This is a genomic window from Streptomyces sp. NPDC101225 (genome assembly GCF_044767585.1).
Taxonomy (GTDB): Bacteria; Actinomycetota; Actinomycetes; order Streptomycetales; family Streptomycetaceae; genus Streptomyces.
Genome location: NZ_JBIWOE010000043.1, coordinates 25,876 through 50,035, shown reverse-complemented (window position 1 = coordinate 50,035; position 24,160 = coordinate 25,876). Strand labels below are relative to the sequence as shown.

The following is a 24,160-nucleotide window of genomic DNA, read 5'->3' as shown; positions in this document are numbered from 1 at the left end:
TGCCGCGGACGCCTGGGTCCCTCGGGCATCAGGGGCGGGGCGCCGCCCTGTGGCGATCGGCAAGGGCGAGATGCGGGGCGCCGGGCGGCCAATCACTGAAAGCCACAAGCGGCAGAGCCTTTTGAACCACACCCGGCACCCCTGGGCGGGTCAACCATACGAGGGGTTCACCACGTCCCACAGAACAACGCAGGGAGCCCTTTCCAACCTGGCTGCGGCAGGGCCCCGGCAAGGCTGTCTTGCTGCGCGGTTGACGGATCTGCAGGTGACGGAATTTACGGCGTGCTGGGCGAGTCTGTGAGCTGCAGGCGCGGTGCTGGCGGCAGCGGCGTGGGCGTTCCCGTCTCTGGTGCGGCGCGGAACGCCTCGATCACGTAGGCGGCGAAGCGGCGGGAGGCCGTGGCCCGGGCGGCACGCGGCGTGCCTTGGAGGCCCCGGTGGGCCATGAGCATGAGGATCAGGTCGTCGACGACGAAGCCGGGGCGCAGCTGGCCGGTCCCCTGGGCGCGGTGGGCCAGTTCTCCGACCGCGCGCAGAGTCTGCTCTTGGTCGGCGGCGAAGTCCATGGCCTCGGGGAAGGCCGTCATGAAGGCGTCGGCGAATCCCCGGCTGTGCGCGTGGAGTTCGCAGATCCGCTCGATCAGGCTCCGGAATCCGTGCCACGGGTCCGGGTCCGAAAGGGCGTCGCGGACGGCGGCGTGGCAGGCTCGCCGCTGCTCGGCGAAGGTCTCCGCGATCAGTGCCTGTTTGGCCGGGAAGTGCCGGTACAGCGTGGCGGGGCCGACGCCTGCGTGCCGGGCGACCTTGCGCATGGGCGCACTCAGGCCCTCTTCGCCGAACACCGCGCGGGCGGCGTCCAGGATGCGGGCCCGGTTGTCACGGGCGTCGGAGCGCACGGTCTGAGGCAAACGACTGGTCATCGTTTCTCACTTTAGCCAGACGGACGGGGGCGTCCGTTACGGTCCGACGGCGGTGCTGCCGCCCCGTCCCGGCACTTCGCCGGTGGTGCTCCGGCCGTGGGGGCCGGCTCGACGCCCGCGGCCGCAGCAGCTGCGATCCGTCCTTCCACCGACCCGAGGAGCCGAGATGAAAGCCGTCGTGATCAGGACGTTCGGAGACCCCGATGGCCTGGAGATCGTCGATGTGCCCGTGCCCGTTCCTGCCCCGGGGCAGGTGCGGATCGCCACGGAGGCGATCGGGGTAGGCGGCGTGGACGCCGTGATCCGCCGGGGAACGCTTGCCGCCTACGGCTTCCGGGAGGGCCATGTCCTGGGCAGCGAGGTCGCGGGCAAGGTCACCGCGGTGGGAGGGGACGTGGACGCCTCGTGGATCGGGCGGCGGGTGTGGGCGTTCACCGGCCTGTCCGGTGGGTACGCCGAGCAGGCCGTCGCCTTGATCGAGGACGTCCTTCCGCTGCCCGACGGCCTGACCGGCGCTGACGCGGTGACCCTCGGCGGCTCCGGCGTGGTCGCCCACTTCGCCCTGGACCGGGCCCGTTTCACGTCCGGCGAGACGGTGCTCGTGCGCGGTGCCGCGGGCAGCATCGGGATTACGGCGGTCCAGCTCGCAGCCAGGGGCGGTGCGAACGCGGTGGCGGTCACCACCTCGTCGGTGGAGCGTGGCGCCCGCCTGCGGGACTTGGGCGCGACGCATGTCCTTGACCGCTCCGGTGAGGGCGGCTCGGACGCACCGGCGGGCTTCGACGTGGTGATCGATGTCGTGGGGGGTCCCCAGCTTTCCCTTTTCCTGGACAAGTTGACCTCCAACGGGCGGTACGTGGCTGTCGGTGTGGTCGGTGGGCAGCCGCCGGCGGACTTCGGCATGCGGCTGATGGACGCCTTCCGCAGGTCGTTGTCGTTCGCCACTTTCAGCGCTGACACCGTGCCCGGCCCCGACCGGCAGGCCGTGCGGTCGTCCCACTTCGCCGATGCTGCGCACGGGGACCTGCGCACAGTCGTGCATGCAGTGTTGCCGCTGGATCAGGCGGTGCTGGCCCACCGTGAGATGGACGCAGGCAAGGTGTTCGGCAGGGTTGTGCTGGCACCCTGAGCCGGGCCGGGACGGTGTTCGCGGCCCCGGTCAACGAAATGGGACCCGCTCAGATCGTGGCTGACGCCCGGCGGCGACGATGGTGATCGTCGCCGCCGGGCACATGCGTGGCGTGCCCTGTGACCGCTGTCTCGTCGGGCATCAGGGTGCACCGCCGTGCGGGCGCCGGGTGATGATGCCTCTGGAAGGCCGTGGGCCACTCTTCGACTCGGTGTGATGTCACCCGATGGAGGGCGAGGATGGCTTTGACCAGGTCGGTGATGCGCGTGGTGCTGCAGCGGAGCTTGCACAGCAGCCGCCAGGTCTTCAGGGCTGCAATGGCCTGCTCGCCGAGGGCGCGGATCTTGGCGTGGGAGACGTTCACGGCCCGCTGGCCTGCGGAGAGCTTGCCCCAGCAGCCGTGGCCACCGGCGTACTCCCCGCGATGTGGGCACTGGAGGACGGTGTCGGCGCCCTCTTCACGGGCGGCCTCCTGACGGAAACGGTGACCCGCACGCCGCGGGCCCACCTGTATCAGGTCGAGCCGGATGGGGAGAACGGAGCCACGGAGCGAGCCCTGCCGTGCCGTTTGCTCCCTGAAGCAGGGTGATCCTCCTGTGAGGGGACGCGTGTCGTTCTCGTGGTCAGTCTCGACTGCCGCGGATCGGCGGGGTGATCGTCGGCAGCGAGAGCGGCCCGGCTCGCCGGGCGTTGGACTGGCCTGGGTTCGCGGCATCCGAGACCGGTGTGTCGATCTTCGGGTGGCTCTGTCCTTCAAGCCGGTCGGTGGGCTGACTTCGAAGGTCGGCGGACGCCTGCGTGATGGCCGGACCTGGGATGAGTGTCCCGCCACGGCGGATGTGGTGGGCGTGCGATCCAGATACGCGTGAACGACCGCCGGGGGGCGGGACCCCGGTCAGGAAGGCAGCGTCTCAGAGGCGCAGGGCGGACGGCGGCGCGGTGGTCGCCGCGCCCGCCCCGAGCACAGACGTCGCCGTCTACGCGGCGGGTGTGAGTTCGGCGCGGCCGAACAGCAGCGCTTGACATGCTCCTCGCCTTGAAAGGCGAGGATTCTGGCCTTCTCTACCGGTTGCTGTGCCGCTACGCGGCACAGTTTGCGGTGGGGAATCCGTGGCTTCCTGTTTCTTCGTGCTGTGCCGGGATTGCTCCTGGTCTTACCGGCGCTCCACAGGCTGTTACCGCCAGTCCGGCGGCCTGTTTGACGTTGAGTGCGGCGTTGTGGTCCCGGTCGTGGAGGGTGCCGCAGGCGGTGCAGGTCCATTCCCGGATGTTGAGGGGTTTGGGACCGTCCTTGACGCCACAGGTGGAGCAGACCTGACTCGTCGGCTCGTACCGGCCGATCTTGATCAGGGTGCGTCCGTACCGCCCAGCTTTGTATTCCAGCATGTTCACGAACGCCGTCCAGCCCGCGTCGTGGACGGACCTGGCCAGCCGGCTGCGCGCCAGTCCCGTCACCGAGAGACTCTCCACGGCGATTCCTTGGTTCTCGGAGAGCAGCCGGGTGGAGAGCTGGTGGTGGAACTCTTTGCGGGCGTCGGTGACCTTGGCGTGGGCGCGAGCAACCTTCAGGCGTGCTTTCTCGCGGTTCCTCGATCCCTTCTGTTTGCGGGACAGGTCCTGCTGGGCTTTCTTCAGCTTCTTCTCCGCCCGGCGCAGGAACCGGGGTGAGTCGATCTTCTCGCCGGTGGACAGCACGGCGAAGTGGGTGAGACCGAGGTCGATGCCGGTGCTCTGGTAGGTGGCGGGCATCCGGCTCGCGTCGGCGGCAGGGTCGGTGTCGATGACGAACGAGGCGAAGCATCTGCCCGCACTGTCCTTGATGACGGTGACGGAGGTGGGGGTGGCGGGCAGAGGGCGGGACCATTTCACCTTCACCGCCCCGATCTTGGGCAGGTTCAGTCGGCCGCCAGGGGTGATGTTCCAGCGGGCGTTGGCGGTGAACCGGATCGACTGCCGGGCATCCTTGCGGGACTTGAAGCGAGGTGCGCCCAGTTTCGGGCCTTTGCGGGCACCCTTCAGGGAGGTGAAGAAGTTCTTGTAGGCACTCTCGGCGTCGCGCAGCGACTGCTGCAGGACGACCGCGGAGACCTCGCCCAGCCAGGACCGCGAGGCGGTCTTCTTCGCCTGGGTGATCAGACGGGTGGACAGCTCACCGGCCGTCGGGAAGGGCCTGCCCGCCCTGCGGGCGTCCTCGCGGGCCCTCACACAGTCGTTGAACACGACACGCGCACACCCGAACGCCCTCGCCAACGCGACCTGTTGACCGGCGTCCGGGTACAGGCGAAACGCGTACCGCAGCTGCATGACCATCACGATACATACTTGGGTTATGGGTGAGATGGAGAAGATCAGAACTGGCAGGCACTGTACTTTCGTGATGCATGTCCATTTGGTCTTCGTGACCAGGTTCCGGCACAAGGTGTTCACCGGTGCCCACTTGAGGCGCATGGAGGAGATCATGCGGTCGGTGTGCACGGACTTCGAGTGCGAGCTGGTGGAGTTCAACGGCGAGGACAGCCACGTCCACCTCCTGGTGAACTTCCCGCCCAAGGTCGCCGTGACCAAACTGGTCAACTCCCTCAAGGGTGTCTCCTCCCGCCGCCTGCGCCAGGAGTTTCCCGACCTGGTACGCCACTACTGGCGGGCCAACAAGCTGTGGTCCGGCTCCTACTTCGCCGGAACTGTCGGCGGCGCCCCGCTCACCGTGGTCAGGCAGTACATCGAGCAGCAGAACAGGCCGGTATGAGCATTCCCCGGCTCCGCCAGGGCGGGCCGTCATGACGCTTCGCGTCATGAGTGACGAATATGCCATCTCCGGCTCCGCCGGAGCAGATGCGGCGACGCTCCGCGTCACCACCATCAGATTCGCTTCACCCCCGGCGTGAACGCCAGGGCACTGCGAATGAATCCCGGTAGCGGACCTTCTCCAGCATCTGCTCGTACGCCGTCCCGTACGGCTGCCGGTGCCCTTGTGGTGCGGGCGCGTCGGTGATCACTGTCGGTGCATGCCTTTCATCGGAGCCGGGATGGGGTGGTGCCCGGGGGTGTGGCACCACCCCAGGTCTTGGGTCAGGCGGGTTGCGGGCGGCCGAAGAGGAGGTCGTAGCCGGCGGGGAGCTGGAGCAGGACTTGCCTCATCAGGTCGTCGTCGGCGGTGTCGGCGACCGTGGACAGGACAGCGCTGACGTCCCAGGTCGCGGTGTGCTCGGTGGCGCCCTCGATCCAGGCCGCGGTCGCGCGGACGAACCGTTGCGGGGGCAGCGGCTCGGCGCTCTGCAGCGGGTTGAGCAGGATCAGGGCGAACCCCTCCGGCAGGCGTGCGGCGAGCTGGGCCCGGACCCCGCCGACCAGATGCGCGCCGAGCAGGGCGAGGACCACGCGGGCCGCTCGTTCCGCTTCCTGCACGGTCTCGTATTCACCGCGTTCTCTCACGTGGTCGAGGAACGCTGCGCGTCGCAGAGCCATCGGCCGCCATCCCCCTTCTTGCGTGGACTGCCCACAGGGGTGCGGAGGGCGGTATCAGGGGGAGACCAGGTGCCCGTCCTCCGCACCGGTTCGGCCGGTGTCAGCCGGAGATCTCCTTGCGGCCGGAGCCGACACCGATGGAGATCTTGCGGGGCTTGGCGCGCTCGGCGATCGGGATGCGCAGGGTGAGCACGCCCGCGTCGTAGTCGGCCTGGATGTGCTCGGTGTCGAGGGTGTCGGCGAGCACGAGCTGGCGGGAGAAGACGCCCAGCGGCCGCTCGGACAGTTCCATCTGCACGTTGTCGGCCTTCGCCGCCGGCCGGCGCTCGGCCTTGACGGTGAGCATGTTCCGCTCGACGTCGATGTCGATCGCGTCCGCGGTCACGCCGGGAAGGTCGAAGGACACCACGTACTCGTCGCCCTCGCGGTAGGCGTCCATCGGCATCGCCGACGGCCTTGACCAGGTACCCGGGCCCATCAGCTGCTGCGCCAGCCGGTCCAGCTCACGGAAGGGGTCGGTGCGCATCAACATGGGAAAACACCTCCAGCAGGTTCGGGCAGTTGCTGCCAATGCGCCTCACTGACACCGTTGTAACATGTCATCCAATGGATGACAAACATGATGTCGTCGTTGTGATGACAATCCGAGGGAGGTGCCCGTGACTGCAGCAGAGCGGCCGTCCGTAACCGGCGCCGACGTCCACAGCCCGGCGTCGTTCCTCGCCGCCGCCGCGGCCCTGAACGCCATGGACGACGCCCTGCGCGCCGCCCGCCGCCAGGCTCCCGATGCCCCGCCCGGGGCCGGGCCTGCCCCGGATGAGGCGCTGGCATCCCTGATGCTGCTGCGGCAGATCCGCGAGCAGCTCGCCGGATGGGAGACCGGCCTGATCGAAACCGCCCGCGACGCGGGCGCCAGCTGGGCCGACCTCGCCCACCCCCTCGGCGTCACCAGCCGCCAGGCCGCCGAACGCCGCTACCTGCGCGGCCGCCCCGGTCCCGCCGGCACCACCGGCGAACAGCGCGTCACCGCCACCCGCCAGGCTCGCGCCGCCAGGCGCACCACCGCCGGCTGGGCCCGTCACAACGCCGCCGACCTGCGCCGCCTCGCCGGCCAGATCACCGCCCTCACCGACCTGCCCGCAGCCGCTCGCCGGCCCGTGGGCGAGCTCCACGCGGCCCTCGCCCACGACGACCCCGCCGACCTCGTCGCCCCCCTGGCCGCCACCCGCCCCCACCTGGCCGCCACCCATCCCGACCTCGCCGCGAGGCTCGACGGCCTCACTCCGCCCTGACCCCGCCCGGTGCACCGCAGCGCCGCCCGGGTCGGCCTCCGCCCCGGGCGAACGGGCGAACGGGAGAAGGGGGGAAGGGGCGGTGGGCCTGGAGACCGGCACGCCGGTCTGCGATCCCGCCTGACCCGTTCCCTCCCGCACCGGGCGGGGGCCGGTGCGGGAGGGAACGGGTGGCGGCCGGAGCGCCGGGCTGCCGGCCGGCCCGGCCTTTCGGGCCGGTTACGCCGCGTGCGGCGGGCGTGGCGGCCGTGCCCTGCACCGCCGCCTCGGCCCCGGCAGCACCACCGCGGCCGCCGTGACGGGGGCGTCGGGTCGACCGCAGTGGGACGGGCTTCGGCCTTTTGGCTCCGTGAGCGCAGCCGGCGCACCACAATGACGGCTGTCATGACGGCTGTGCCGTACCGGATGCCGCGACGGGGCGGCAGCGCCCAGGGCACCGGCACCGGCGCCGGCCGAATCACCCGGGCGGTGCGCCCGGGCGGGTGGGAGGAGGACGGGGCGGGGTGGGCGAGGACGACGTCGACGCGCTCTACCGCACCCTCTACCGGGCGCTGCTGGCCAAGGCGTACCTGGCCGCGGGCAGCCGTCTGCGGGTGGCGGAGGACGCCGTGCAGGAGGCCTTCATCCAGTGCCGGCGGCGGATGGCCGACCCGGCCGAGCCGCCGGTGGAGCACTGGGGCAGCTGGCTGTCGGCCACCGTGGTCCGCGAGGCGCTGCGGCTCCGCGGCACGGAGGTCCTGTTCGATCTCGGCCGCCACGACGGCGCGCCGGCCGCGCCCGACATGGCCGTGGAGGCCCACCTCAAGGAGGTCCACCGCAGAACCTGCACCGAGATGGCACGCTTGGACGAACGGCCGCGCCGGGCGATGGTCCTGCGGTTCCTCGCGGGACTGACTCCCGCCGAGGTCGCCGAGGAGATGGGCATCGCCCGGGCTACGGTGCGGGTGCACATCGCCGAGGCCCGCAGGGCACTGGAGCCGCTGCGGGCGGAACTGGAGCGGCTGGGCATCGTGAGCGACGAGAAGGAGGCGGGAGGCCGTGGCTGAGACACCGGCCGACCTGACGGCAGGGCAGACACGGCCCGGCGAGGCACCCCGCCCGCTGCGGCACGGCGTGCCCGCCCCCGCCGACGCGCCGCCCCCGCCCCGGCCCACCCCGGCGCAGAACGAGGACGAGGCCGCGCTGGCCTCCCTCACCCAGGCCTCCGAGACGGCCGTCGCCGACGCCATGTCCCCGCTGGTGGACGTCGAAGCCTCCCTGGCCAGACTCAAGGAGGACATCGCCGCCCGCGCGGCGGGATCCCCCGCGCCGCCCACGCCGCCCGCGCCGCCCGCGCCGCCCGCACCGCAGGACCGGCCGACGCGCCACGAGGACCGGCTGCGGTTCGTCGGCGCCGCCACCCGGCGCATCGCCCGCGGCATGGACCTCGACGAGATCGTGACGGGGCTGTGCCGGGCCAGCGTGCCGACCTTCTGCGACGCGATCGGCGTCTACCTGCGCGACCCGCTGCCCGTGGGCGAGGAACGGCCCGCCGACCGGCTGCTGCTGCGCCTGCGCCACACCGACCGGATCCCCGCCGAACGCGACCCCGCCGGCGCAGCGGGCACCGACCCCGCCCCGCCGGCAGGCCGGCCGCAGCCCGACGCGCTCGGCGCCGCACTGCGCGAGGTGAAGCCCGGCAGCGCCCTCTACGAGGTCCTGCGCGCTGTGCGCCCGGTCCGCACCGACACCCCCGCGGCCCGCGCCGCCCTGGCCGAACTCCTCGGCGGCGAAGGCGAGCTGGACGCGCTGCCGTCCGGCGGACGGCAGGCGATCCTCGCCCCGCTGCGCGGCCGGCGCCGCGTGATCGGCGCCGTGCTGTTCCTGCGCGCAGAACACCGTGACGCCTTCGAGCACGACGACCTGCTGGTGACGGCCCAGCTCGCCACACACAGCGCGCTCGGCATCGACAAGGCGGTCCTCTACGGCCGCGAGGCCTACATCGCCGACCAGCTGCAGCGCACCATGCTCCCGGAGACGCTGCCGCACTCCACCGGCGTACACCTCGCCTCCCGCTACCTCCCGGCCGCCGAGACCACCCGCGTGGGCGGCGACTGGTACGACGCGATCCCGCTGCCCGGCAGCCGCGTCGCCCTCGTCGTCGGCGACGTCATGGGCCACTCCATGACCTCCGCCGCGATCATGGGCCAGCTGCGCACCACCGCCCAGACGCTGGCCGGGCTCGACCTGCCGCCGCAGGAGGTCCTGCACCACCTCGACGAACAGGCCCAGCGCCTGGGCACCGACCGCATGGCGACCTGCCTCTACGCCGTCTACGACCCGGCCCTGCACCGCATCACCGTCGCCAACGCCGGCCATCCACCGCCCCTGCTGCTGCACACCGACGGCCAGGCCGAGGTGCTGCGCGTGCCGCCGGGCGCACCGATCGGCGTGGGCGGCGTCGACTTCGAGGCCGTCGAACTCGAAGCACCCGCCGGAGCGACCCTGCTCCTCTACACCGACGGCCTGGTCGAATCACGGATGCGCGACGTGTGGAGCGGCATCGAACTCGTGCGGGACAAACTCGCCGCCACCGCCCAGCAGACCGGCCCCGGCCAGCCGCCGCCGCTGGAGACACTGTGCGACGAGGTCCTCGACCTGATCGGCCCCGGCGACCGGGACGACGACATCGCCCTGCTGGCCGCCCGCTTCGACGGCATCGCCCCCCACGACGTCGCCTCCTTCACCCTCGAGGGCGAGGACACCGCCCCAGGCCGCGCCCGCCGCCTCACCCGGCAGGCCCTGGCCCAGTGGGAGCTGGACGAGCACAGCGAGGTGGCCGAACTCCTCGTCAGCGAGATCGTCACCAACGCCGTGCGCCACACCCCCCGGCCCCTCGGCCTGCGCCTGCTGCGCACCGACGTACTGCGCTGCGAAGTCACCGACGACGCACCGCAGTTGCCCCGCCTGCGCCACGCCCGGGCCACCGACGAGGACGGCCGCGGCCTGTACCTCGTCAACCGGCTGGCCCGCCGATGGGGAGCCACCCGCCTGAGCGCGGGCAAGGTGGTCTGGTTCGAACTCGGCATCACGGCGTGATCCAGGAGTGCTTCCGCCCGGCACGGCCGGTACTCGGGCCGAGGCCGGCAGACGCGGAGCACCGGCACAGGACGGCGACCGGACTCGTCCTTGCCGGCGTGCCCAACGGGCTTGGCCTGCACTCTTTTCCCGGGCGCCGGCCGAAACCTGACTCGGACTTTGCTGCGACTATATTGTTGTTGCAAGTAATGTGCAGAAGTCTGAGGGGTGCGGCTGAAAACAGTCGCGCGCCGAGCAGTGAGGCCCACGCCCCATGAGCACCGCCCCCGATGCCGCTTGCAGCCGCTCTGCCGAGCCCGGCGCCGGACGCGGACTCTCGTGGCACCGCATACGCACCTCGATGACCCGCAAGGAGTGGGCCGGTGTCGGCGGGATGGCCGCCTTCATCCTGGCGCTGCATGTGACCGGCTGGTTCACGCTGGTCGCGATCGTCGCACCGGAGCACTACAGCCTGGGTACGAAGTCCTTCGGCATCGGCATCGGCGTCACCGCGTACACGCTGGGCATGCGGCACGCCTTCGACGCCGACCACATCGCCGCCATCGACAACACCACCCGGAAACTGATGAACGAGGGCCGGCGCCCGCTGTCCGTCGGCTTCTGGTTCTCCCTCGGCCACTCCACGATCGTCTTCGCCCTCGCCTTCCTGCTCTCCCTGGGCGTGAAGGAGCTGGCCGGACCGGTCGAGAACGACGACTCCGAGCTGCACAGCGTCACCGGCTGGATCGGCACGACCGTCTCCGGGACCTTCCTCTACGTCATCGCGGTCATCAACCTGCTGATCATGGTGGGCATCTGGAAGGTCTTTAGGCAGATGCGCTCCGGCCACTTCGACGAGGCCGCGCTGGAGGAGCAGCTCAACAACCGCGGCTTCATGAACCGCCTCCTCGGCCGGGTGATGAAGTCGATCACCAGGCCCTGGCAGATGTACCCGCTCGGTGTCCTGTTCGGCCTCGGTTTCGACACGGCCACGGAGATCGCACTGCTCGTGCTGGCCGGCTCCGGCGCGGCCTCGGGCCTGCCCTGGTACGCGATCCTGTGCCTGCCGGTCCTCTTCGCCGCCGGCATGTGCCTGCTGGACACCATCGACGGCTCGTTCATGAACTTCGCCTACGGCTGGGCGTTCTCCAAGCCGGTCCGCAAGGTGTACTACAACCTCACCATCACCGGACTGTCCGTCGCCGTGGCCCTCATCATCGGCACGGTCGAACTGCTGGGCCTGATCGCCGAGAAGGCAGACCTGCACGGCCCCTTCTGGGACTGGGTCTCCGGCCTCGACCTGAACATCATCGGCTACGTCATCGTCGGTCTGTTCTTCGCCACCTGGGCGATTGCTCTGCTGGTGTGGAAGGTCGGCCGCATCGAGGAGAAGTGGACGGCGGGCCTGGCCCGGCGAGCCGCGGCGGAGCAAGGCGCCGAGTAGCACTGCTGGCGGTGCTCACGACGATCGCACCGCAGCCCGAGGAGGAGCCGCAGGGGCTCGACTGCCGGTTGCGTGCTTCCGGGGACCGTGGCGCGAGACCGCATCGGCCGCCCGGTTCCTGGCGCCACAGTGCGAGGCCTTCCGGTCGATGATCTGCGCCGTCCCGGCAGCCGCGGCGTAGATCAGAGGCGGGTGCAGCGCTGCGGGCAGAGAGCGAGACTGGGCCGTCGTTGCACCCCTTGTTCTGCACGGGGAGCCACCGGGGGCGTCCATGCCCCTGCGACCGTCTGCCCCGGCTGCCTGAACAGTCATTACCGCAGCCCGAGGGCCCGAGGGAAGTCGAGGTTCAGGAGCGCCGGCAGACATCGCCTGATGCGGCCTTTCACGGGTGGTTGGTGCGTGCTGGGGCCGGGTAGCTTTCTGGCCGGAGTCGTGTGCACTCCTCCGGACACCGCGCCGATCAGGGGTGCTCCCGCATCTCTGGGTGTCTGTCGAGGGGGTGCGCCCTGCAGGGGCGGAAGAGCGGCCCCGCAGGGCGCACGCGCTTGCCGCCGAGGTGACGTGGACCGCCCGGCACGGCCCTGGCCAGGATCCGCCGCAGCCTGCGGCACGCATGCCAGTCCCAGCCTTGTACCGCTCGCTGCGGCCCGTCGGCCGGCTCGGAGCAGCAGGCCGGTGTCTCCTGGGGCGCCTGCTGGCTCAGGGGAGGCGCAGGTCTGTGGAAGTGGTCTGGTCAGGCACCGAGGGAGATGATGCCGAGAGCCTTTGACGTGGGCTGCGGGGAGCCTGCGGCGGGTTCGAGGGTGACACCGACGGCGACGGCGGCGCCGACGGGGCCGGCCAGTACCTGTGCGGCGCGACTGCCGGTGGGTGGCAGGGTGCCGGCGGGGCGCAGCGCGCCGGACGGCTGGGCGTACCACAGCTCGTACGCCTTTCCCTTGGGCGGGGCGGGCAGCCGGTCGGCGGTGAAGGCGGCCTTTCCCTGCTCGCGGGAGACGACCACGCTCACGGAGGCGCCGCCGGTGAGACGTCCGGTGAACAAGGCGGCGTCGGGAGCAGTGAGCACAGCGGCGAACTCTGCGCTCTGCTGCCGGTCGTGCTGCTGCATGCGGGCTGCGTCCTGGGCGTCGTTGTGCTGCCACACGGCCACCCCGCCCATCGCCGCGGCCACGGCGATGCTGGCGGCAAGCGCGAGGGCCAGGACGCGCCTCGTGCGGGTCCCCGGCGGCGGGCCGGTGGGGTCGCCCTGGGGTGTGTGGGCGGCGGTGGCGAGGATCCGCGCGCGCAGCTCCGGCGGGGGTTGCCGGGGTTCGGCCGAGCCGAGTTCGGCCGCCGCGTGCCGCAGCCGCGCCAGCTCGTCGCGGCACGGGGCACAGTGAGCGAGGTGCTCTTCGAACGCGGCTTCCTCGGCCGGGGGCAGTGCGTGCAGCGCATACGCCGCGACGGCCAGATGCGGACTGTCGGCGCCCGTCACGAGCCGGCCTCCAGACAGGAGTGAAGGTGCTGCAGGCCCGCGCGCATGCGGGACTTGACCGTTCCCGGCGGCGTCGACAGGCAGGCGGCCACCTCGAGGTAGGTCATGCCCTGGTAGTAGGCGAGCACCAGGGGGACCCGTTCGAGGCCGCCCAGGCCCGCCAGGCAGTGGTAGACGCGGCGATGCTCCTCCCGCCGTTCGACGGTGTCGGCGACCTCGTCGTAGCAGCGGTCCGCGGACAGCATCCCGGCCCGCTGCTCGCGTGCGGTGCGGGCCTGGGCCGCGCGGACCCGGTCCACCGCGCGCCGGTGCGCAAGGGTGAGGACCCAGGCCTTGGCCGTGCCGAGCTCGGGCCGGTAGCGGTCTGCGGTGCGCCAGACCTCGATCATCACGTCCTGCACGACGTCCTCCGCCTGCGCGGCATCGCGCAGAATTCTGCAGGCCAGGCCCATCACGGCGTGCCCGAGCGCGTCATACACGCCGGCGAACGCCGCCTCGTCACCCGATGCGGTGCGCCTGAGCAACTCCTCCACGCTCATCTGGTGCCCGGATTCCCCGCGGCACGCGGCCGCCCCGTGGCGGGAATCCGGCATCCGTGTGCGAGGCGCTCCTTTCCGACCATGCATCACAGGCCATGGGAGCGCAGGCCGGCATCGCCGCGAGAGTCAGGTGCGCCCGCACCGCAGCGGGGCACGAGCGGCGCGTGGCGTGGGTGAGCCGGGGGCGTCGTGTCCAGCGTCACGTGCACGGTCTTGCCTCCGAGCGCGGGCACCACGGTGACCCGGCCGCCGAGGCCGCCGACGAGAGCCAGCCCGAAGCCGCCCTGCTCGCCCGGCAGGCTGTCCGTCTGGGGCAGTTCCTCACTGTGGTCGGCCACGGCAATGTCCATCTGCTTCTCGTACAGGGTGAGGGTGAGTACGCAGGAGCAGTCGGTGTGCCGCACGACGTTGGTGACCAGCTCCGACACGATCAGCGTCACATCGGCGGTGCACGCAAGCGGGCAGCGGGCGGCCCACCGCGCGACGGCCCGGCGCGCCATCCGTGGTGCGTGCAGCCCGCGCGGCAGTGCGACCACATGGCGGCTGACGACATCGCCCGCGGCGCGACCGGTCCCGGCGGCCGGAAGCGGTGGAGTGACGGTCATGGCAGACCCCTTCGCACCGATCGATGAGTCACATGCTCTGCAGGTGATTCGGTGCCACACCTCTCATGGATGGCGCAAAACTCTATAAAAATATCGTTTCTGGAAAATTCTGCACTTTCTTCTCATCCGGTGAGGCTGCTGCCTCGAACCCCTTGTGACACACGCACATGAGGCGGCCGGGAACCGCCCCTCCCACGCAAAGGAGCACCCCCGATGAGAGCCTTCACCAGCGTTCACCGCCTGGTGGCAGGGGCCGCCGCGACCGGCCTGCTGGCCGGTGGTGCCGCCCTCGGCCTGGCGGGCACGGCGTCCGCGACCCCGGCCGCCGCACCTGCGACGGCCGCCGCGGTGGTCCACCACGGTCACCACGACGCATGCCAGTGGATCAAGGGCCACTGGGAGAACAAGTGGGTCAAGGGCCACTGGGAGAAGAAGTGGACCGACCACCGGACGTGGCACCACGGATACCGTGACCGCCACGGCCACTGGCACCACGGATACACCGACCACCACCGCTCCTACCGATGGGTCTACGTGCCCGGGCACTGGGAGCACCACTGGGTCAAGGGCCACTGGGACTGCACACACCACTGACCGCGGCCGAAGAAGGACCTCCCGTCCGCCGCAACAGGTCGTTCCGGCGGACGGGGGACGACCGGCCGCAGCGGGGCAGCGGGGCAGCGGGGCAGCGGGGGAGGGGCAGCGCCGCTGAGCGCGGCCCGGGGCGTCACCCGAACCGGGCTCTTCCGTGAGCGCGTGGACGACCGGGCGTCCGCGCCGGCGGCCGGTCCGATGGATCCCGGCCGCAGCCGGCAGGCCGTCGTGATGCAGGCCGCCGTGGACGGGGTGTCCGGGACGGGCATCACCCTCCAGCCGGCAGGCGGCTCCCTCCCGGCCCACCACCACGCCGCCGGCTTCGCGACGGCGGTGTTCTGCCCCGGCCACCACGGGAGGCAGCGGAGATCGACCAACCATCCGGGCCGACGGGCCGGCTGACGCAGATGAAGACGCGAGGCCGCTGAGGACTGATGCCGGCGCCGACGACACCAGCCCTCGACTCGCAGGCAACGAGCAAGGCACTCCTCGGCAAGCGACCCCGTCCTCGTCGTGGCGCCCGTTCCGGCACGCCCGTGTGCATCGGACCGGACCAGGACCGCGCACACACCAGGCATGGGCAAAGGAGCGGGAGGTGTGTCCTGATCCGTAGCCGTAGGGCGTGCGGATTGGTCCGGGAGGAAGATGCATCCGATCGGGCGGCCGACCAATCCGTCAGGCATTCGGGGCCGGATTCCCCGCGTGATCCGCGACGAGCAGACGACACGCCACCGCCCCGACCGGGCCGTGCTGACGCTGGGTGCGCTGAGCGGTGCTCTCGCAGGTCTTGCCGCCCTCGCCGTCGCTGGACTCGTGCCGGCGGCGGTCCGTGCGCAGGCCGCTCCCGTCACCGTGGTCGGTGGTTTCGTGATCGCCGCGACGGCCACCGCCGCGGCGTTTGCGGGGACCGGTGCGCTGGGACGTGCGCTGAACGCCTCCCACGGCCAGGACGCCGTCGCCTCCCGCGGCAAGACGGTCCTTCCCGCGTCCGCCTCCACCGCTCCCGCCGTGCCGAAGAGCTCCGGGCCGCGCATCCCGGGGGCCAGCGCCTTCACCACGCCGGACAGTGACTTCTACCGGGCCGACACCGCGCTGGTGGTCCCCGAGGCGGACGCGACGTCCTGGCGGCTGCGCATCCACGGCAAGGGCGTACGACGGCCCCTCACCCTCTGCTTCCAGGACCTGCTGCGGCGTGAGCCGGCCGAGCGGGACATCACGCTGACCTGTGTGTCCAACGAGGCCGGCGGACCCTGCGTCGGCAACGCCCGCTGGACCGGCGTCCCCGGTCGAGTTCTCCCGCGGCCCGTCGCAGGCCCGCCTTCGACCCGCTGCAGAACCCCCGTACTCCCTCCCCATCCTCTGGCACTGCCCGCTCTCCCGGCGCGACCCCACCTGCCAGGCGGAAGTAAGGATCATGAGGCACATGCCGGCTCTCTTCCGCATACGGGTCCTCGCTGTCAGCGGCACGCGGATGTGGTGCGCAGGCGCGGGGCCGGTGACTGCCGACACCAGTCGTGCCGTGCATGACGAGCTGACCGAACTGTGCACGGGCATCTCTGTGATCGGGCTCGATCTGCGGGAACTCCGCCCGCCCACGGATGGGTTACTGCGCAGTGCGCCGTGGCCGGACGGCCCCGGCACGATCCATCTGCTGGCTCCGGACGCACTACGGCCCCTGGCCGCACGAGACCAGCGCGTCCACTGGCATCCCGACCTGCGCGCGGCCTGGGAGGCATGGTCCGCCCTCTTCATCTGATCCCCGGCCGACCCGCCCTGATCCTCCACGCCCCCGCTGACGGCGACCTGGAAGCTGCGCGGGACAACGCCGGGAACCGGGCCCGGCCACGTCGCGTGCGGTCCCCGCGCATTCGGCTGCGGCACCCGGTGCACGGGGTGCGCAGTTCGTCGCCGGCACGCGTGGCCCCTGAGAGAAAGGCGATCGCCGATCGTGCGAGATCATGGCGGAGCGTCGACAACTTCGGCGCTGTGGCTGCGGCACTGGCCGCGGCGGCCGCGTGCTGCGGTCATCACGCTGCACGGAGGACGACCGGACAGCTACCAGACCTCACAGCACTGGCACTTGGCGGCACTCAGAATGCGCCCCGTGCTCCGCGCGGCAGCATCTGCTGTGTCTCTCGGCGAAGTCGTTCTGGCACACGTGCGTTACCGGCACCGCGGCTGGAACGATGGTGATCCCCTCAACGACGCCTACCGCGCACTCAGCGAACTCGGTCAGTTGGCCGGACCGGTGCCGACCGTCCTCATCGGACACTCCATGGGAGGCAGAGCAGCCCTGCGGGCAGCGTCGCATCCACAGGTACGCGGAGTCCTCGCGCTGGCGCCGTGGCTACCACCGGACGAACCCGTCGTACAGCTGAGCGGAAAGCAGACTGTTGTGGTGCACGGCGAGTGCGACAGGACGACCAGCCCCCGCGCCTCCGCCGACTACATCAAGCGGGCCCGTGCCGCCCAGGCCCGCGCCGGTCTCATCCTCATCCGCAATGGTGATCACGCCATGCTCCGCCGGCCCGGTCTATGGCACCGCACCGTCACCGCTGTGGTCACCGACCTCCTGGGCCCACACGAGCAGTGCGCGGGCCTGGCCGACTCCAGCTACGCATCCGCCTCACCCCTCATGCTGTAACAGCAGACCCCAAGGCGCTGTCACCCTGGCGCCTTGCTCCACGGCCGCTCGACGAACCGCGTCACGGCAGTGCCGCGGGCGGGCTCGACGGCGGTGCCCCGCGTGACCTTCTGCTGCCCGTGCCGCAGGAGTTGGGACACCCTCGTCCCCGCCTTGCCGACGGTGACGAACCGGTACTCGTCGGCGCTGCTGATCGATACCCAAGCGCCAACTGCCGCGGAGAGACCACCTGCCGAAGTGGACCGCCGTCTCCTCGCGCATCAAGAGTCCTCGAGCACCGTCTCCGACGACGACGGTGGCATCCCACCACAAGAGCACCGGCCACCGGCTGATCTCCGAAACGTCGAAGCCCCGAAGGAGATCCGCACGATGACCACACCCGACGTGCCCCTGTACCCCCCCGGCCGAACACAGCCTCGCTGCGGCGAGTCCCGTCTGCCGCGCGCAACGGCCAAGACGTTTGCCGACGCCCTCATGTCCGCGGAGGCGGATGCCTCCGCAACGCAGACACGAGGGCCGGCATCGTCGAACTGGCCATCCCAGAGCCCAGGTCCGGGAGTTGCCTTCCCGCATCGGCTCCTGGAACGCCGCCGGCGGGCCGAGCAGGCTTTGATCTGCGCGCACGCCACCGCGTGACCGTTTCCGTGGCGTGCGCGGAGAGTTGCCGTGGGCGGCGTGCGGACGCTGTCTGGACAGTGGCATGTCCGGGAGAGATCCTGGTCAAAGAGCATGGCGGGACGTCCCCGGCTCCGAGGTGGAGGTACCTGCGGTGGAGTGGTGGTTCTGGCTCGTCGTGGCCGTGGCCCTGCTCGCGGCTCTGGCCGGGACTGTCATGGGTGTCCAGTCGAAACGTCGGCGCGGCGGTGTGATCGTCGTGCGGCGTGCCCGTTCCAGGGGCAAGGGCACGGCCGCATGAGCACGCTCATGCTGGCGTCGGAGATCACCAAACGTGTTGTGGTCACGCTCGGCGGTGAGGCCGTGGCCCGGGTGAAGGACGTCGTCCTCGACGCCCAGGCGGGCCGGATCGCCGGGTTCACCCTCAGCGGCCTGCGGTTGCTGTCCGGCCCCAAACGCCAGGCACTGCCCTGGGATTCGGTGGCGGGCCTGGGCCCGCATGCCGTGATGATCCAGGACGAGAGGGCGCTCAAGGACCGGGACGAGGTGGCCGACCCCGCCGAGGCGGCGGGCGGCGACGTCCTCGGAGCCCGGGTCCTCACGGACACCGGCACGGACCTCGGGCAGGTCACCGACGTGGTCATCGAGGTGACCACGTCGCAGGCGGTCGTCGCCGGATACGAGATCACCCCCGCCAGGACACTGGGCCGCAAGGAGCGCACGGTGTTCATCCCCCTCGCCAGGACCACCGCCGTCTCGGGCGAGGCACTCGTCGTCCCGGCCGCTGTGGCCGACTACGTGAGCGACGACCTGGCCACCCTCGACAAGGCGATCCCGGAGCTGCGCAGCCGCATGACCGGCAAGGAGTCATGATGCTGCTCTCCGAGATCACGGACCGGCCGGTGATGGACACCGACGTGGCCCAGAGCATCGGCCAGGTCGACAGCCTGGTGATCGCACCCCGCCCGGCCCGCGTCGTTGCCCTGCGGCTGAAGAACACCAACGGCGGCGGCACCCTCCTGACCTGGCCGTACGTGCACGCCATCGGCCCCGATGCGGTCATGGCCCGCGCCGGCACCCACGGAGACTCCGAAGAGGACATCACCCAGCATGCCGCCGCATGCCGCAACCTCCATGGCCGGCGCATCCTGTCGGAACGCGGCACAGAGATCGGCACTCTCCGCGACATCGACTTCGACCCCGATGACGGCAGGGTGCTGAGCCTGCTCACCTCGTCCGGCACCCTCCCGGCACAGGGACTGATCGGCGTCGGCAGCTACGCCGTGGTCGTCCAGGAGCCGTGAAAACCCACGGGCGGGAGTCGCCCTGCGGCTCATGGACCGGCCCCCGGACGGCCGCAGACGGCTCAAGCCGGCGACGTACCGCAGCCCAGCACTGATCAGCGCCGGACCGTGCAACCGGCCGCACAACATTCGGGGCATGCGCCGCGTCGTGTTCGCCGTCGACGACGTCGAGGACACCGTTGCCCGCGTCCACCGTCACGGCGCCGAACTCGCCGGTGAGATCACCCGGTTCGGGGTCATCCGCTCTGCTGCGCCCCGCAGCCCCGGAGGGCATCATCGTCCACTGGCCGGGCAGCCGCGCTGAGTGTTGGCTGAGACTCCAGCTCGTTGTTGCCGATCGGCGCGTGCGGGCGATGCCGAACCATCTGGCGCGAGGACTTGCACCGGGGGAGGAGCGCGAGTCCTCGCGCAGACGGCCGCGGCCGTGCCCACCCACCGTCCGGGCGGCGAGTGCTGCTGTGCTCCTTCCCGGCTTCCGGGGCGCTGCTGCCCGGGCTGGCTCACAACGGGCCGACAGTTTCGATACTCCTGTCCGGTGCCTGCCCGCCGGATGGCTCTCGCCAGGCCGCCTCGGCGATGCCGAGCTTTCTGCCGGCCGTCTGCGTGGGGTTCCTGCTGACCGAAGCCGGTGCCGTGTGACGTCGCCTGCGTCTGTATACGCCCGCTGGGTGTCCGATCGACCGGAGTGTCCCGGAACGGGCCGCCGCGGCCCAGGAGGGATCTCCGTCTCGCATCGCGGATGGTGACGGATGGGTCGTGACCGTGGAGCTGGGCGTATCCGACGGTGATGTCCGACGAGGAGCGCCTGAAGATCATCAAAGAGGCGGTCGCGCGTAGGGGCCGGCCGGCGGCGGAACGTTGCGGCGAGGCGGTGTGCCAAGCCGGGCGGCGAGGCCGATCCTGCCGTACATACATTAACCCGGTACATGTGTTAGGGTTGGTACATGTCCATGAAGCGAACCAATGTCTACGCCGATCCTGAAGACCTGGCCGTCATCAAGGAGGCCGCGAAACGGCGCGGCATCAGCGAGGCCGAGATCATCCGCCAGGGCATCCATCTCGCGGCCATGGCCAACCGTGTCTGGGACGAACCCCTCTTCTCCCGTACCTTCGAAGGGGCCGGCCGCACTCCCGGTAAGCGTGAGGTGCGCGACACCGTCGCCGACGCGGTGCTTCGCGAGACCGGGCCCGGGACCGCTGCGTGATCATTGTCATCGCGGACACGTCCGGGCTCCTTGCTGCACTCGACTCCACCCATCCCGAACACCGTGCGTCGAACGAAGCAATCATGGCTGCGGGTCTTTTGGTGATGTCTCCGCTGCTGCTTGCCGAGATCGACCACGTTGCCACCCGTGAAATCGGCCGTGACGCGGCGCTCAGCGCCGTCGACGACATCCGGCACTGGATGCGTCGGGGTCGTGTCGTCCTGCCCGAGATCACGGACGACCACTTGGGTGTCGCCCAGTCGGTACGCGCCCGCTACCGCGATTTGGACCTGGACCTCGCGGATGCGGTGAACGTGGCCCTGGCCGCCGAGTACGACACCGACGCCGTGCTCACGCTCGACCGCCGCGACTTCCGGGCCGTGCGCCCGCTCGGCCACCACAAGGCGTTCCGGGTATTGCCCGACGACCTTCCGCTGTGATGCCGACGGCGTCCGGCCGACTATTTGCAGCCCGCGCACCCCGGCGCTGCGCACAGGATGCACTCGCTGCGGCCTTGCCCCTGGGGGCCCTGGGTGGCAGCTGAGCACCCCGTATCGCCGCTTCGCGCCCCGCCCCGTCCTGCAGAGGCAGTTCGGCCACGTTCAGCCTGGTAGGCAGGCGAACGGCCTCCGGTTTTAAGGGGAACGGCCAAACACCGGCCGGCAGGGGAGGTTCACGCCAATGGCCTGACTGCGCCCTGGCGGGGCTGCGCGGCATGCCCACACTGCACAACAGGGAGGTATCCATCCCGGCCGGTGCACGAGGGGGCAGGAATGGCGGCCACACGTAAGGGCAGGGGGCCGGTACGCAGACGACGCTCCGCGCGGAACAAGGCAGCAGCGGGAGCGTTTGCCGCTGTGGTCCTGCTGGGTCTGCTGCGGCCGATGCTGTTGCTGTACCTCGCCGCCCTGCTGGCCGTCGCGGGGGCCGGCTGGGTGGTGTGGCGGCTGTGGCGTACCGACCGGCTGTTGCGCAGCAGGGACAGCGCCTGGAGGTGCCAGGAGGAGATCGCGGCAGGCCGGCGGTTGCTGGCCGCCGTCGATGCGATGTCCGGCACCGAATTCGAGGAAGTGGTCGCCGAGTTGTGCCGCCGTGATGGCTGTACACAGGTGCGCCGAGTGGGCGGGAGCGGGGACAACGGGGCCGATGTGCTCGGCTCGCTACCGGATGGCCGGACGATGGTGATCCAGTGCAAGCGGTACGCACCCCACCGGACGATCGCCAGCCGCGAGGTGCGCGATCTGCTGGGAGCCAAGGTGCACTTCGCGGCGGACGTGGCCGTCTTCGTCGCGACCACACGCTTCAGCCCCCAGGCCGAGGCGTTTGCGGTCGAGCACCACATCCTCACCCTGCACCGTGACTTCTTCGGTCTGTGGAACAACGGCACACCACTGCTGTCTCTGGCTGAGGTCAACGGACGCGGACAGGGGCAGGCCCGCCACCGGGCACGCTGGAAACAGACATATTCCAAGTGACCATCTGCACGCACCAGTTGGGCGGCCCGCTCGGGCGGCACACCATCCCGGCGGTTGTGTCCAGGGCGGTGTATAGGTTCCGGCCTGATACGGGGGTGCGCCCCGGCGTCGTGTTCCCGCGCGAGATCTGGCGGCAGATCAGATCTGGTCGGACAACCCGCAGGAACGGCCGCACAAGGAGGTCCGCCGCACCGACATGATCGCATCTTCCCCGACCGCACCACCCTGGTCCGGCTGCCGGCGCGGTCGGGGCGAGGAGAACGACGAATGGGCCGAGGCGCACCGGATTTCGCGGCCGGGGGGTGGCGGATCGTCGTTGGGGGCGCTCCCGGCCGGGCGGTGTCGCACGGCGGGAGACGGGCGGTGGGGCAGGAGGGGGTGACGGCCCCGGAGGCTCGCGTGCCTGGCGTGTCGTCGTGCCCGCGGTGTGCTGGGTCCGGCGGGGAGAGGCGCGTGTGCCGGGGGTGGCCCGGCGGGGGTACTCCGTGGGGCCTGCGCGGGTGGTGCGGGGCAGGGCGCATCCGGGCATGGCCGGCGGGTGGGGGCGTTTGGATTCCCGGCTCCGTGCTGAGGCCCGGGTGCGGTGGGTGCGGGGCGCTTCCGCGTGCCGGGTGCGCGCCCTTCGCAGGGGGCCGGGCCGGGGCCATGATGGGCGCGGTGGCCGATGTGCCCCGGTTGGGTGAGCGCCTGGCGGGGGCAGGCGCTCGATGGGGCGGCGGGTCCGCTGGGTGGGGGCTGAGTTTGGCCCTAGCCGCGCTGGGCCCACCAGACTATGAAGGAGACGAGGGCGGCGCCGACGGCGGTGCCGGCGCCCTGCAGGACGTGGCTTGCGGTGGTGCGGCCCCAGGTCTGCCAGTGTTTTCGCGCGGTGGCGCGGATGACGTGAGTGGAGGAATCGCTAGACTTCATGCGTGGGGTGTCCTTATCGATCAGGTCGGGACGCTTCGCCTGGGGGAGCCCGCGGCCGGATGCTTGCCGGCTAGGCCATGGGCTCCCTTTTTTGCTGCACACACTCAGGCAATAAATTCCGAATGTGTATATGGCACCTTTGAGGGTGCTATATATACTTTTCCACTGTTTTCTTGTGTGGCGGATAACTTGCCTGATTTTCCGCCTTGTCGGGTGCGGGGCGGTCATTCATACTTCCCTGTGCCGTTGACGGGGAATGGGGGAGGTGCAGTGATTCGCCCTGCAGATCACTGGAAGAAGAGCTCCTACAGTGAGCAAGGTGCCTGCGTCGAGGTCGCGTGGCGTGGCGTGGTGCGGGTACGCGACTCGAAGCAGTCTTCACCGCCCGTGGTGGAATTCGCGGCGGGGGCGTGGAGCCGTTTCGTTAGGGCTCTGCAGACGGATTCCTCCCTTCCCTGGCACGGTCGTTAGTCCTCCGGGCCGAACAGCACCTCACGGGTGATCGGCCTGGCCAGCCTTTTTTCCACGGCCCAGAAGGCGTCCAGGTAGTCGGCCGGCTCCTTGCGGTCGCCCAGGGAGGCCCGCTCGCTCAGCAGCGCCTCACCGCTGGGGCTTTCCAGGTAGGCGACGAGGTCGTCGTCGCTGGGGCCGAACTGGAAGAGCTGATACGGGCTGCGGAAGAGCGGATAGGGCCCCGCCGTGAACGGCACGTACAAAATGGTCACGTTGGGCAGGCCGCTCAGCCGCAGCAGGGTCTCGTGCTGCTGGCGCATCACCGTCTCGCTGCCCACCACGCGGCGCAGGACCGCCTCGTCGAGGATGAAGAAGAACTGCGCGTCCTGCGACTCCAGCGCTTTTTGGCGTTTCATGCGCAGGTCGACCCGCAATTCCAGGTGCCGCTGGCTGGTTCCGGTGGTGTCCGCGTTGTCGTCCTCCTGGAGGGACTGCAGCAGGGCGCGAGCGTATTCCTCGGTCTGCAGCAGGCCGGGTACGACGTTGCGCTCGTAGTTGCGCACGATCGTGGCCGACTCCTCGTAGGCGATGTACGCCTCCAGCGCCGGCGTCATGACCTCTTTGTAAGGCGCGTACCACGAGGGCTGGCGGGCCGCCCGGGCCAGGTCGACGAGCTCCTGCTGCTCCTCGGCGGCGATGCTGTAGCGGGATGCCAGCGCCATCGTGTCGGTGACACTGACCCCGATTTTCCCGTTCTCGATCCGGATGACTTTCGACGGGGACCAGCCGAAGGTGTCGGCGACCTCCTGCTGGGTCAGTTCCGCAGCTTCCCGGGCTTTCTTAAGGCGGTCCCGCAACCGCTGCCGCAGGAACATCGGGTTTTCAGACAAGATCACAGCATCCCTTTCAAGTCCGCACGCCGGCGCGGGGGGGGGGGGGGCGGGGGGGGGGCGGCGGGGGGGGGGGGCGGGGGCGGCCCGCGCCCCCCGCCGCCCGGGACCCGCCCGCCACCCAAACCCCAACACACACCACGGCG

The 24,160-nt window shown here is 70.8% G+C and carries 27 protein-coding genes and 3 pseudogenes; 20 read left to right on the top strand and 10 right to left on the bottom strand.

Annotation, left to right across the window (positions count from 1 at the left end; all coding sequences use genetic code 11):
- Positions 1-275 precede the first annotated feature (275 nt).
- Entirely contained in the window at positions 276-920 is a 645-nt protein-coding gene (locus tag ACIRPX_RS38125; protein ID WP_404204002.1) for a TetR/AcrR family transcriptional regulator, read from the bottom strand.
- 166 nt (positions 921-1,086) lie between these two features.
- Between ACIRPX_RS38125 and ACIRPX_RS38120 the strand changes: the two genes are divergently transcribed.
- Positions 1,087-2,049: a zinc-binding dehydrogenase gene (locus ACIRPX_RS38120; RefSeq protein ID WP_404204000.1), complete on the top strand. Its 963-nt coding sequence runs from the start codon at positions 1,087-1,089 to the stop codon at positions 2,047-2,049.
- Positions 2,050-2,263: 214 nt separating this feature from the next.
- On the opposite strand, the pseudogene ACIRPX_RS38115 reads toward ACIRPX_RS38120, so the two are convergent.
- A pseudogene (locus ACIRPX_RS38115) lies at positions 2,264-2,506 on the bottom strand (transposase family protein); the annotation flags it as partial.
- A gap of 623 nt (positions 2,507-3,129) precedes the next feature.
- Complete coding sequence (locus tag ACIRPX_RS38110) at positions 3,130-4,353, bottom strand: RNA-guided endonuclease InsQ/TnpB family protein (protein ID WP_404203998.1); 1,224 nt, start codon at positions 4,351-4,353, stop codon at positions 3,130-3,132.
- A gap of 25 nt (positions 4,354-4,378) precedes the next feature.
- Here ACIRPX_RS38110 and tnpA point away from each other — a divergent pair, with 25 nt between their 5' ends.
- Positions 4,379-4,795, top strand: coding sequence for an IS200/IS605 family transposase (gene tnpA, locus ACIRPX_RS38105; protein WP_404203996.1), 417 nt, complete (start codon positions 4,379-4,381; stop codon positions 4,793-4,795).
- A gap of 323 nt (positions 4,796-5,118) precedes the next feature.
- Here tnpA and ACIRPX_RS38100 read toward each other — a convergent pair whose 3' ends face one another.
- Positions 5,119-5,514: a DUF2267 domain-containing protein gene (locus ACIRPX_RS38100; protein WP_404203994.1), complete on the bottom strand. Its 396-nt coding sequence runs from the start codon at positions 5,512-5,514 to the stop codon at positions 5,119-5,121.
- A 100-nt stretch (positions 5,515-5,614) separates the two neighbouring features.
- Complete coding sequence (locus ACIRPX_RS38095) at positions 5,615-6,046, bottom strand: Hsp20/alpha crystallin family protein (protein WP_404203992.1); 432 nt, start codon at positions 6,044-6,046, stop codon at positions 5,615-5,617.
- A 127-nt stretch (positions 6,047-6,173) separates the two neighbouring features.
- Here ACIRPX_RS38095 and ACIRPX_RS38090 point away from each other — a divergent pair, with 127 nt between their 5' ends.
- From ACIRPX_RS38090 to ACIRPX_RS38075, 4 genes are all read left to right on the top strand, one after another.
- Positions 6,174-6,806, top strand: coding sequence for a type III effector protein (locus tag ACIRPX_RS38090; RefSeq protein ID WP_404203990.1), 633 nt, complete (start codon positions 6,174-6,176; stop codon positions 6,804-6,806).
- Between the two features lie 503 nt (positions 6,807-7,309).
- Complete coding sequence (locus ACIRPX_RS38085) at positions 7,310-7,852, top strand: RNA polymerase sigma factor (RefSeq protein ID WP_404203988.1); 543 nt, start codon at positions 7,310-7,312, stop codon at positions 7,850-7,852.
- Positions 7,845-9,884, top strand: a complete 2,040-nt coding sequence (locus ACIRPX_RS38080; RefSeq protein ID WP_404203986.1) for a SpoIIE family protein phosphatase — start codon at positions 7,845-7,847, stop codon at positions 9,882-9,884. The genes ACIRPX_RS38085 and ACIRPX_RS38080 overlap by 8 nt, the downstream gene beginning before the upstream one ends.
- Positions 9,885-10,137: 253 nt before the next feature.
- The gene (locus ACIRPX_RS38075; RefSeq protein ID WP_404203984.1) at positions 10,138-11,307 is read left to right on the top strand and encodes a HoxN/HupN/NixA family nickel/cobalt transporter; all 1,170 of its coding nucleotides are present in this window, start codon (positions 10,138-10,140) and stop codon (positions 11,305-11,307) included.
- Between the two features lie 733 nt (positions 11,308-12,040).
- Here ACIRPX_RS38075 and ACIRPX_RS38070 read toward each other — a convergent pair.
- Genes ACIRPX_RS38070 through ACIRPX_RS38060 form a run of 3 tightly spaced genes read right to left on the bottom strand, consistent with a single transcriptional unit; the run spans position 12,041 to position 13,925 of the window.
- The gene (locus ACIRPX_RS38070; RefSeq protein WP_404203981.1) at positions 12,041-12,781 is read right to left on the bottom strand and encodes an anti-sigma factor domain-containing protein; all 741 of its coding nucleotides are present in this window, start codon (positions 12,779-12,781) and stop codon (positions 12,041-12,043) included.
- Complete coding sequence (gene sigK / locus ACIRPX_RS38065; RefSeq protein WP_404203979.1) at positions 12,778-13,374, bottom strand: ECF RNA polymerase sigma factor SigK; 597 nt, start codon at positions 13,372-13,374, stop codon at positions 12,778-12,780. Before sigK ends, ACIRPX_RS38070 begins: the two co-directional genes overlap by 4 nt.
- A gap of 32 nt (positions 13,375-13,406) precedes the next feature.
- Complete coding sequence (locus ACIRPX_RS38060; RefSeq protein WP_404203977.1) at positions 13,407-13,925, bottom strand: ATP-binding protein; 519 nt, start codon at positions 13,923-13,925, stop codon at positions 13,407-13,409.
- Positions 13,926-14,138: 213 nt separating this feature from the next.
- Here ACIRPX_RS38060 and ACIRPX_RS38055 point away from each other — a divergent pair, with 213 nt between their 5' ends.
- The 13 genes and pseudogenes from ACIRPX_RS38055 to ACIRPX_RS37995 all read left to right on the top strand — a co-directional run.
- A complete protein-coding gene (locus tag ACIRPX_RS38055; protein WP_404203975.1) occupies positions 14,139-14,519 on the top strand; it encodes a hypothetical protein in 381 nt (126 codons plus the stop codon).
- 162 nt (positions 14,520-14,681) lie between these two features.
- Positions 14,682-14,921, top strand: a complete 240-nt coding sequence (locus tag ACIRPX_RS38050; RefSeq protein WP_404203973.1) for a hypothetical protein — start codon at positions 14,682-14,684, stop codon at positions 14,919-14,921.
- A gap of 243 nt (positions 14,922-15,164) precedes the next feature.
- Positions 15,165-15,842, top strand: a pseudogene (locus ACIRPX_RS38045) (molybdopterin-dependent oxidoreductase); the annotation flags it as partial.
- 196 nt (positions 15,843-16,038) lie between these two features.
- A complete protein-coding gene (locus tag ACIRPX_RS38040) occupies positions 16,039-16,275 on the top strand; it encodes a hypothetical protein (protein WP_404203971.1) in 237 nt (78 codons plus the stop codon).
- Between the two features lie 192 nt (positions 16,276-16,467).
- Complete coding sequence (locus ACIRPX_RS38035) at positions 16,468-17,163, top strand: alpha/beta hydrolase (RefSeq protein ID WP_404203969.1); 696 nt, start codon at positions 16,468-16,470, stop codon at positions 17,161-17,163.
- A gap of 769 nt (positions 17,164-17,932) precedes the next feature.
- Positions 17,933-18,079 carry a hypothetical protein gene (locus ACIRPX_RS38030; protein WP_404203967.1) on the top strand — a complete coding sequence of 49 codons (147 nt, stop codon included), beginning with the start codon at positions 17,933-17,935 and terminating at the stop codon, positions 18,077-18,079.
- Positions 18,076-18,651 carry a PRC-barrel domain-containing protein gene (locus ACIRPX_RS38025; protein ID WP_404203965.1) on the top strand — a complete coding sequence of 192 codons (576 nt, stop codon included), beginning with the start codon at positions 18,076-18,078 and terminating at the stop codon, positions 18,649-18,651. Before ACIRPX_RS38030 ends, ACIRPX_RS38025 begins: the two co-directional genes overlap by 4 nt.
- Entirely contained in the window at positions 18,648-19,082 is a 435-nt protein-coding gene (locus ACIRPX_RS38020; protein ID WP_404203963.1) for a PRC-barrel domain-containing protein, read from the top strand. Before ACIRPX_RS38025 ends, ACIRPX_RS38020 begins: the two co-directional genes overlap by 4 nt.
- A 136-nt stretch (positions 19,083-19,218) precedes the next feature.
- Positions 19,219-19,386 carry a hypothetical protein gene (locus tag ACIRPX_RS38015; RefSeq protein WP_404203961.1) on the top strand — a complete coding sequence of 56 codons (168 nt, stop codon included), beginning with the start codon at positions 19,219-19,221 and terminating at the stop codon, positions 19,384-19,386.
- Between the two features lie 640 nt (positions 19,387-20,026).
- Positions 20,027-20,287: a CopG family transcriptional regulator gene (locus tag ACIRPX_RS38010; RefSeq protein WP_404203960.1), complete on the top strand. Its 261-nt coding sequence runs from the start codon at positions 20,027-20,029 to the stop codon at positions 20,285-20,287.
- Complete coding sequence (locus ACIRPX_RS38005) at positions 20,284-20,727, top strand: PIN domain-containing protein (protein WP_404203958.1); 444 nt, start codon at positions 20,284-20,286, stop codon at positions 20,725-20,727. Before ACIRPX_RS38010 ends, ACIRPX_RS38005 begins: the two co-directional genes overlap by 4 nt.
- 444 nt (positions 20,728-21,171) lie before the next feature.
- Positions 21,172-21,762: a restriction endonuclease gene (locus ACIRPX_RS38000; RefSeq protein ID WP_404204035.1), complete on the top strand. Its 591-nt coding sequence runs from the start codon at positions 21,172-21,174 to the stop codon at positions 21,760-21,762.
- A gap of 113 nt (positions 21,763-21,875) precedes the next feature.
- Positions 21,876-22,048 (top strand): annotated as a pseudogene (locus ACIRPX_RS37995) (transposase); the annotation flags it as partial.
- A 461-nt stretch (positions 22,049-22,509) separates the two neighbouring features.
- Here the strand turns inward: ACIRPX_RS37995 and ACIRPX_RS37990 are convergent.
- Complete coding sequence (locus tag ACIRPX_RS37990) at positions 22,510-22,671, bottom strand: hypothetical protein (RefSeq protein WP_404204041.1); 162 nt, start codon at positions 22,669-22,671, stop codon at positions 22,510-22,512.
- Between ACIRPX_RS37990 and ACIRPX_RS37985 the strand changes: the two genes are divergently transcribed.
- Positions 22,618-23,142 carry a DUF397 domain-containing protein gene (locus ACIRPX_RS37985; RefSeq protein WP_404203956.1) on the top strand — a complete coding sequence of 175 codons (525 nt, stop codon included), beginning with the start codon at positions 22,618-22,620 and terminating at the stop codon, positions 23,140-23,142. The two genes, ACIRPX_RS37990 and ACIRPX_RS37985, sit on opposite strands and share 54 nt — an antisense overlap.
- Here the strand turns inward: ACIRPX_RS37985 and ACIRPX_RS37980 are convergent.
- Positions 23,139-24,014, bottom strand: a complete 876-nt coding sequence (locus ACIRPX_RS37980; protein ID WP_404203954.1) for a Scr1 family TA system antitoxin-like transcriptional regulator — start codon at positions 24,012-24,014, stop codon at positions 23,139-23,141. The genes ACIRPX_RS37985 and ACIRPX_RS37980 overlap by 4 nt on opposite strands.
- Positions 24,015-24,160 lie beyond the last annotated feature (146 nt).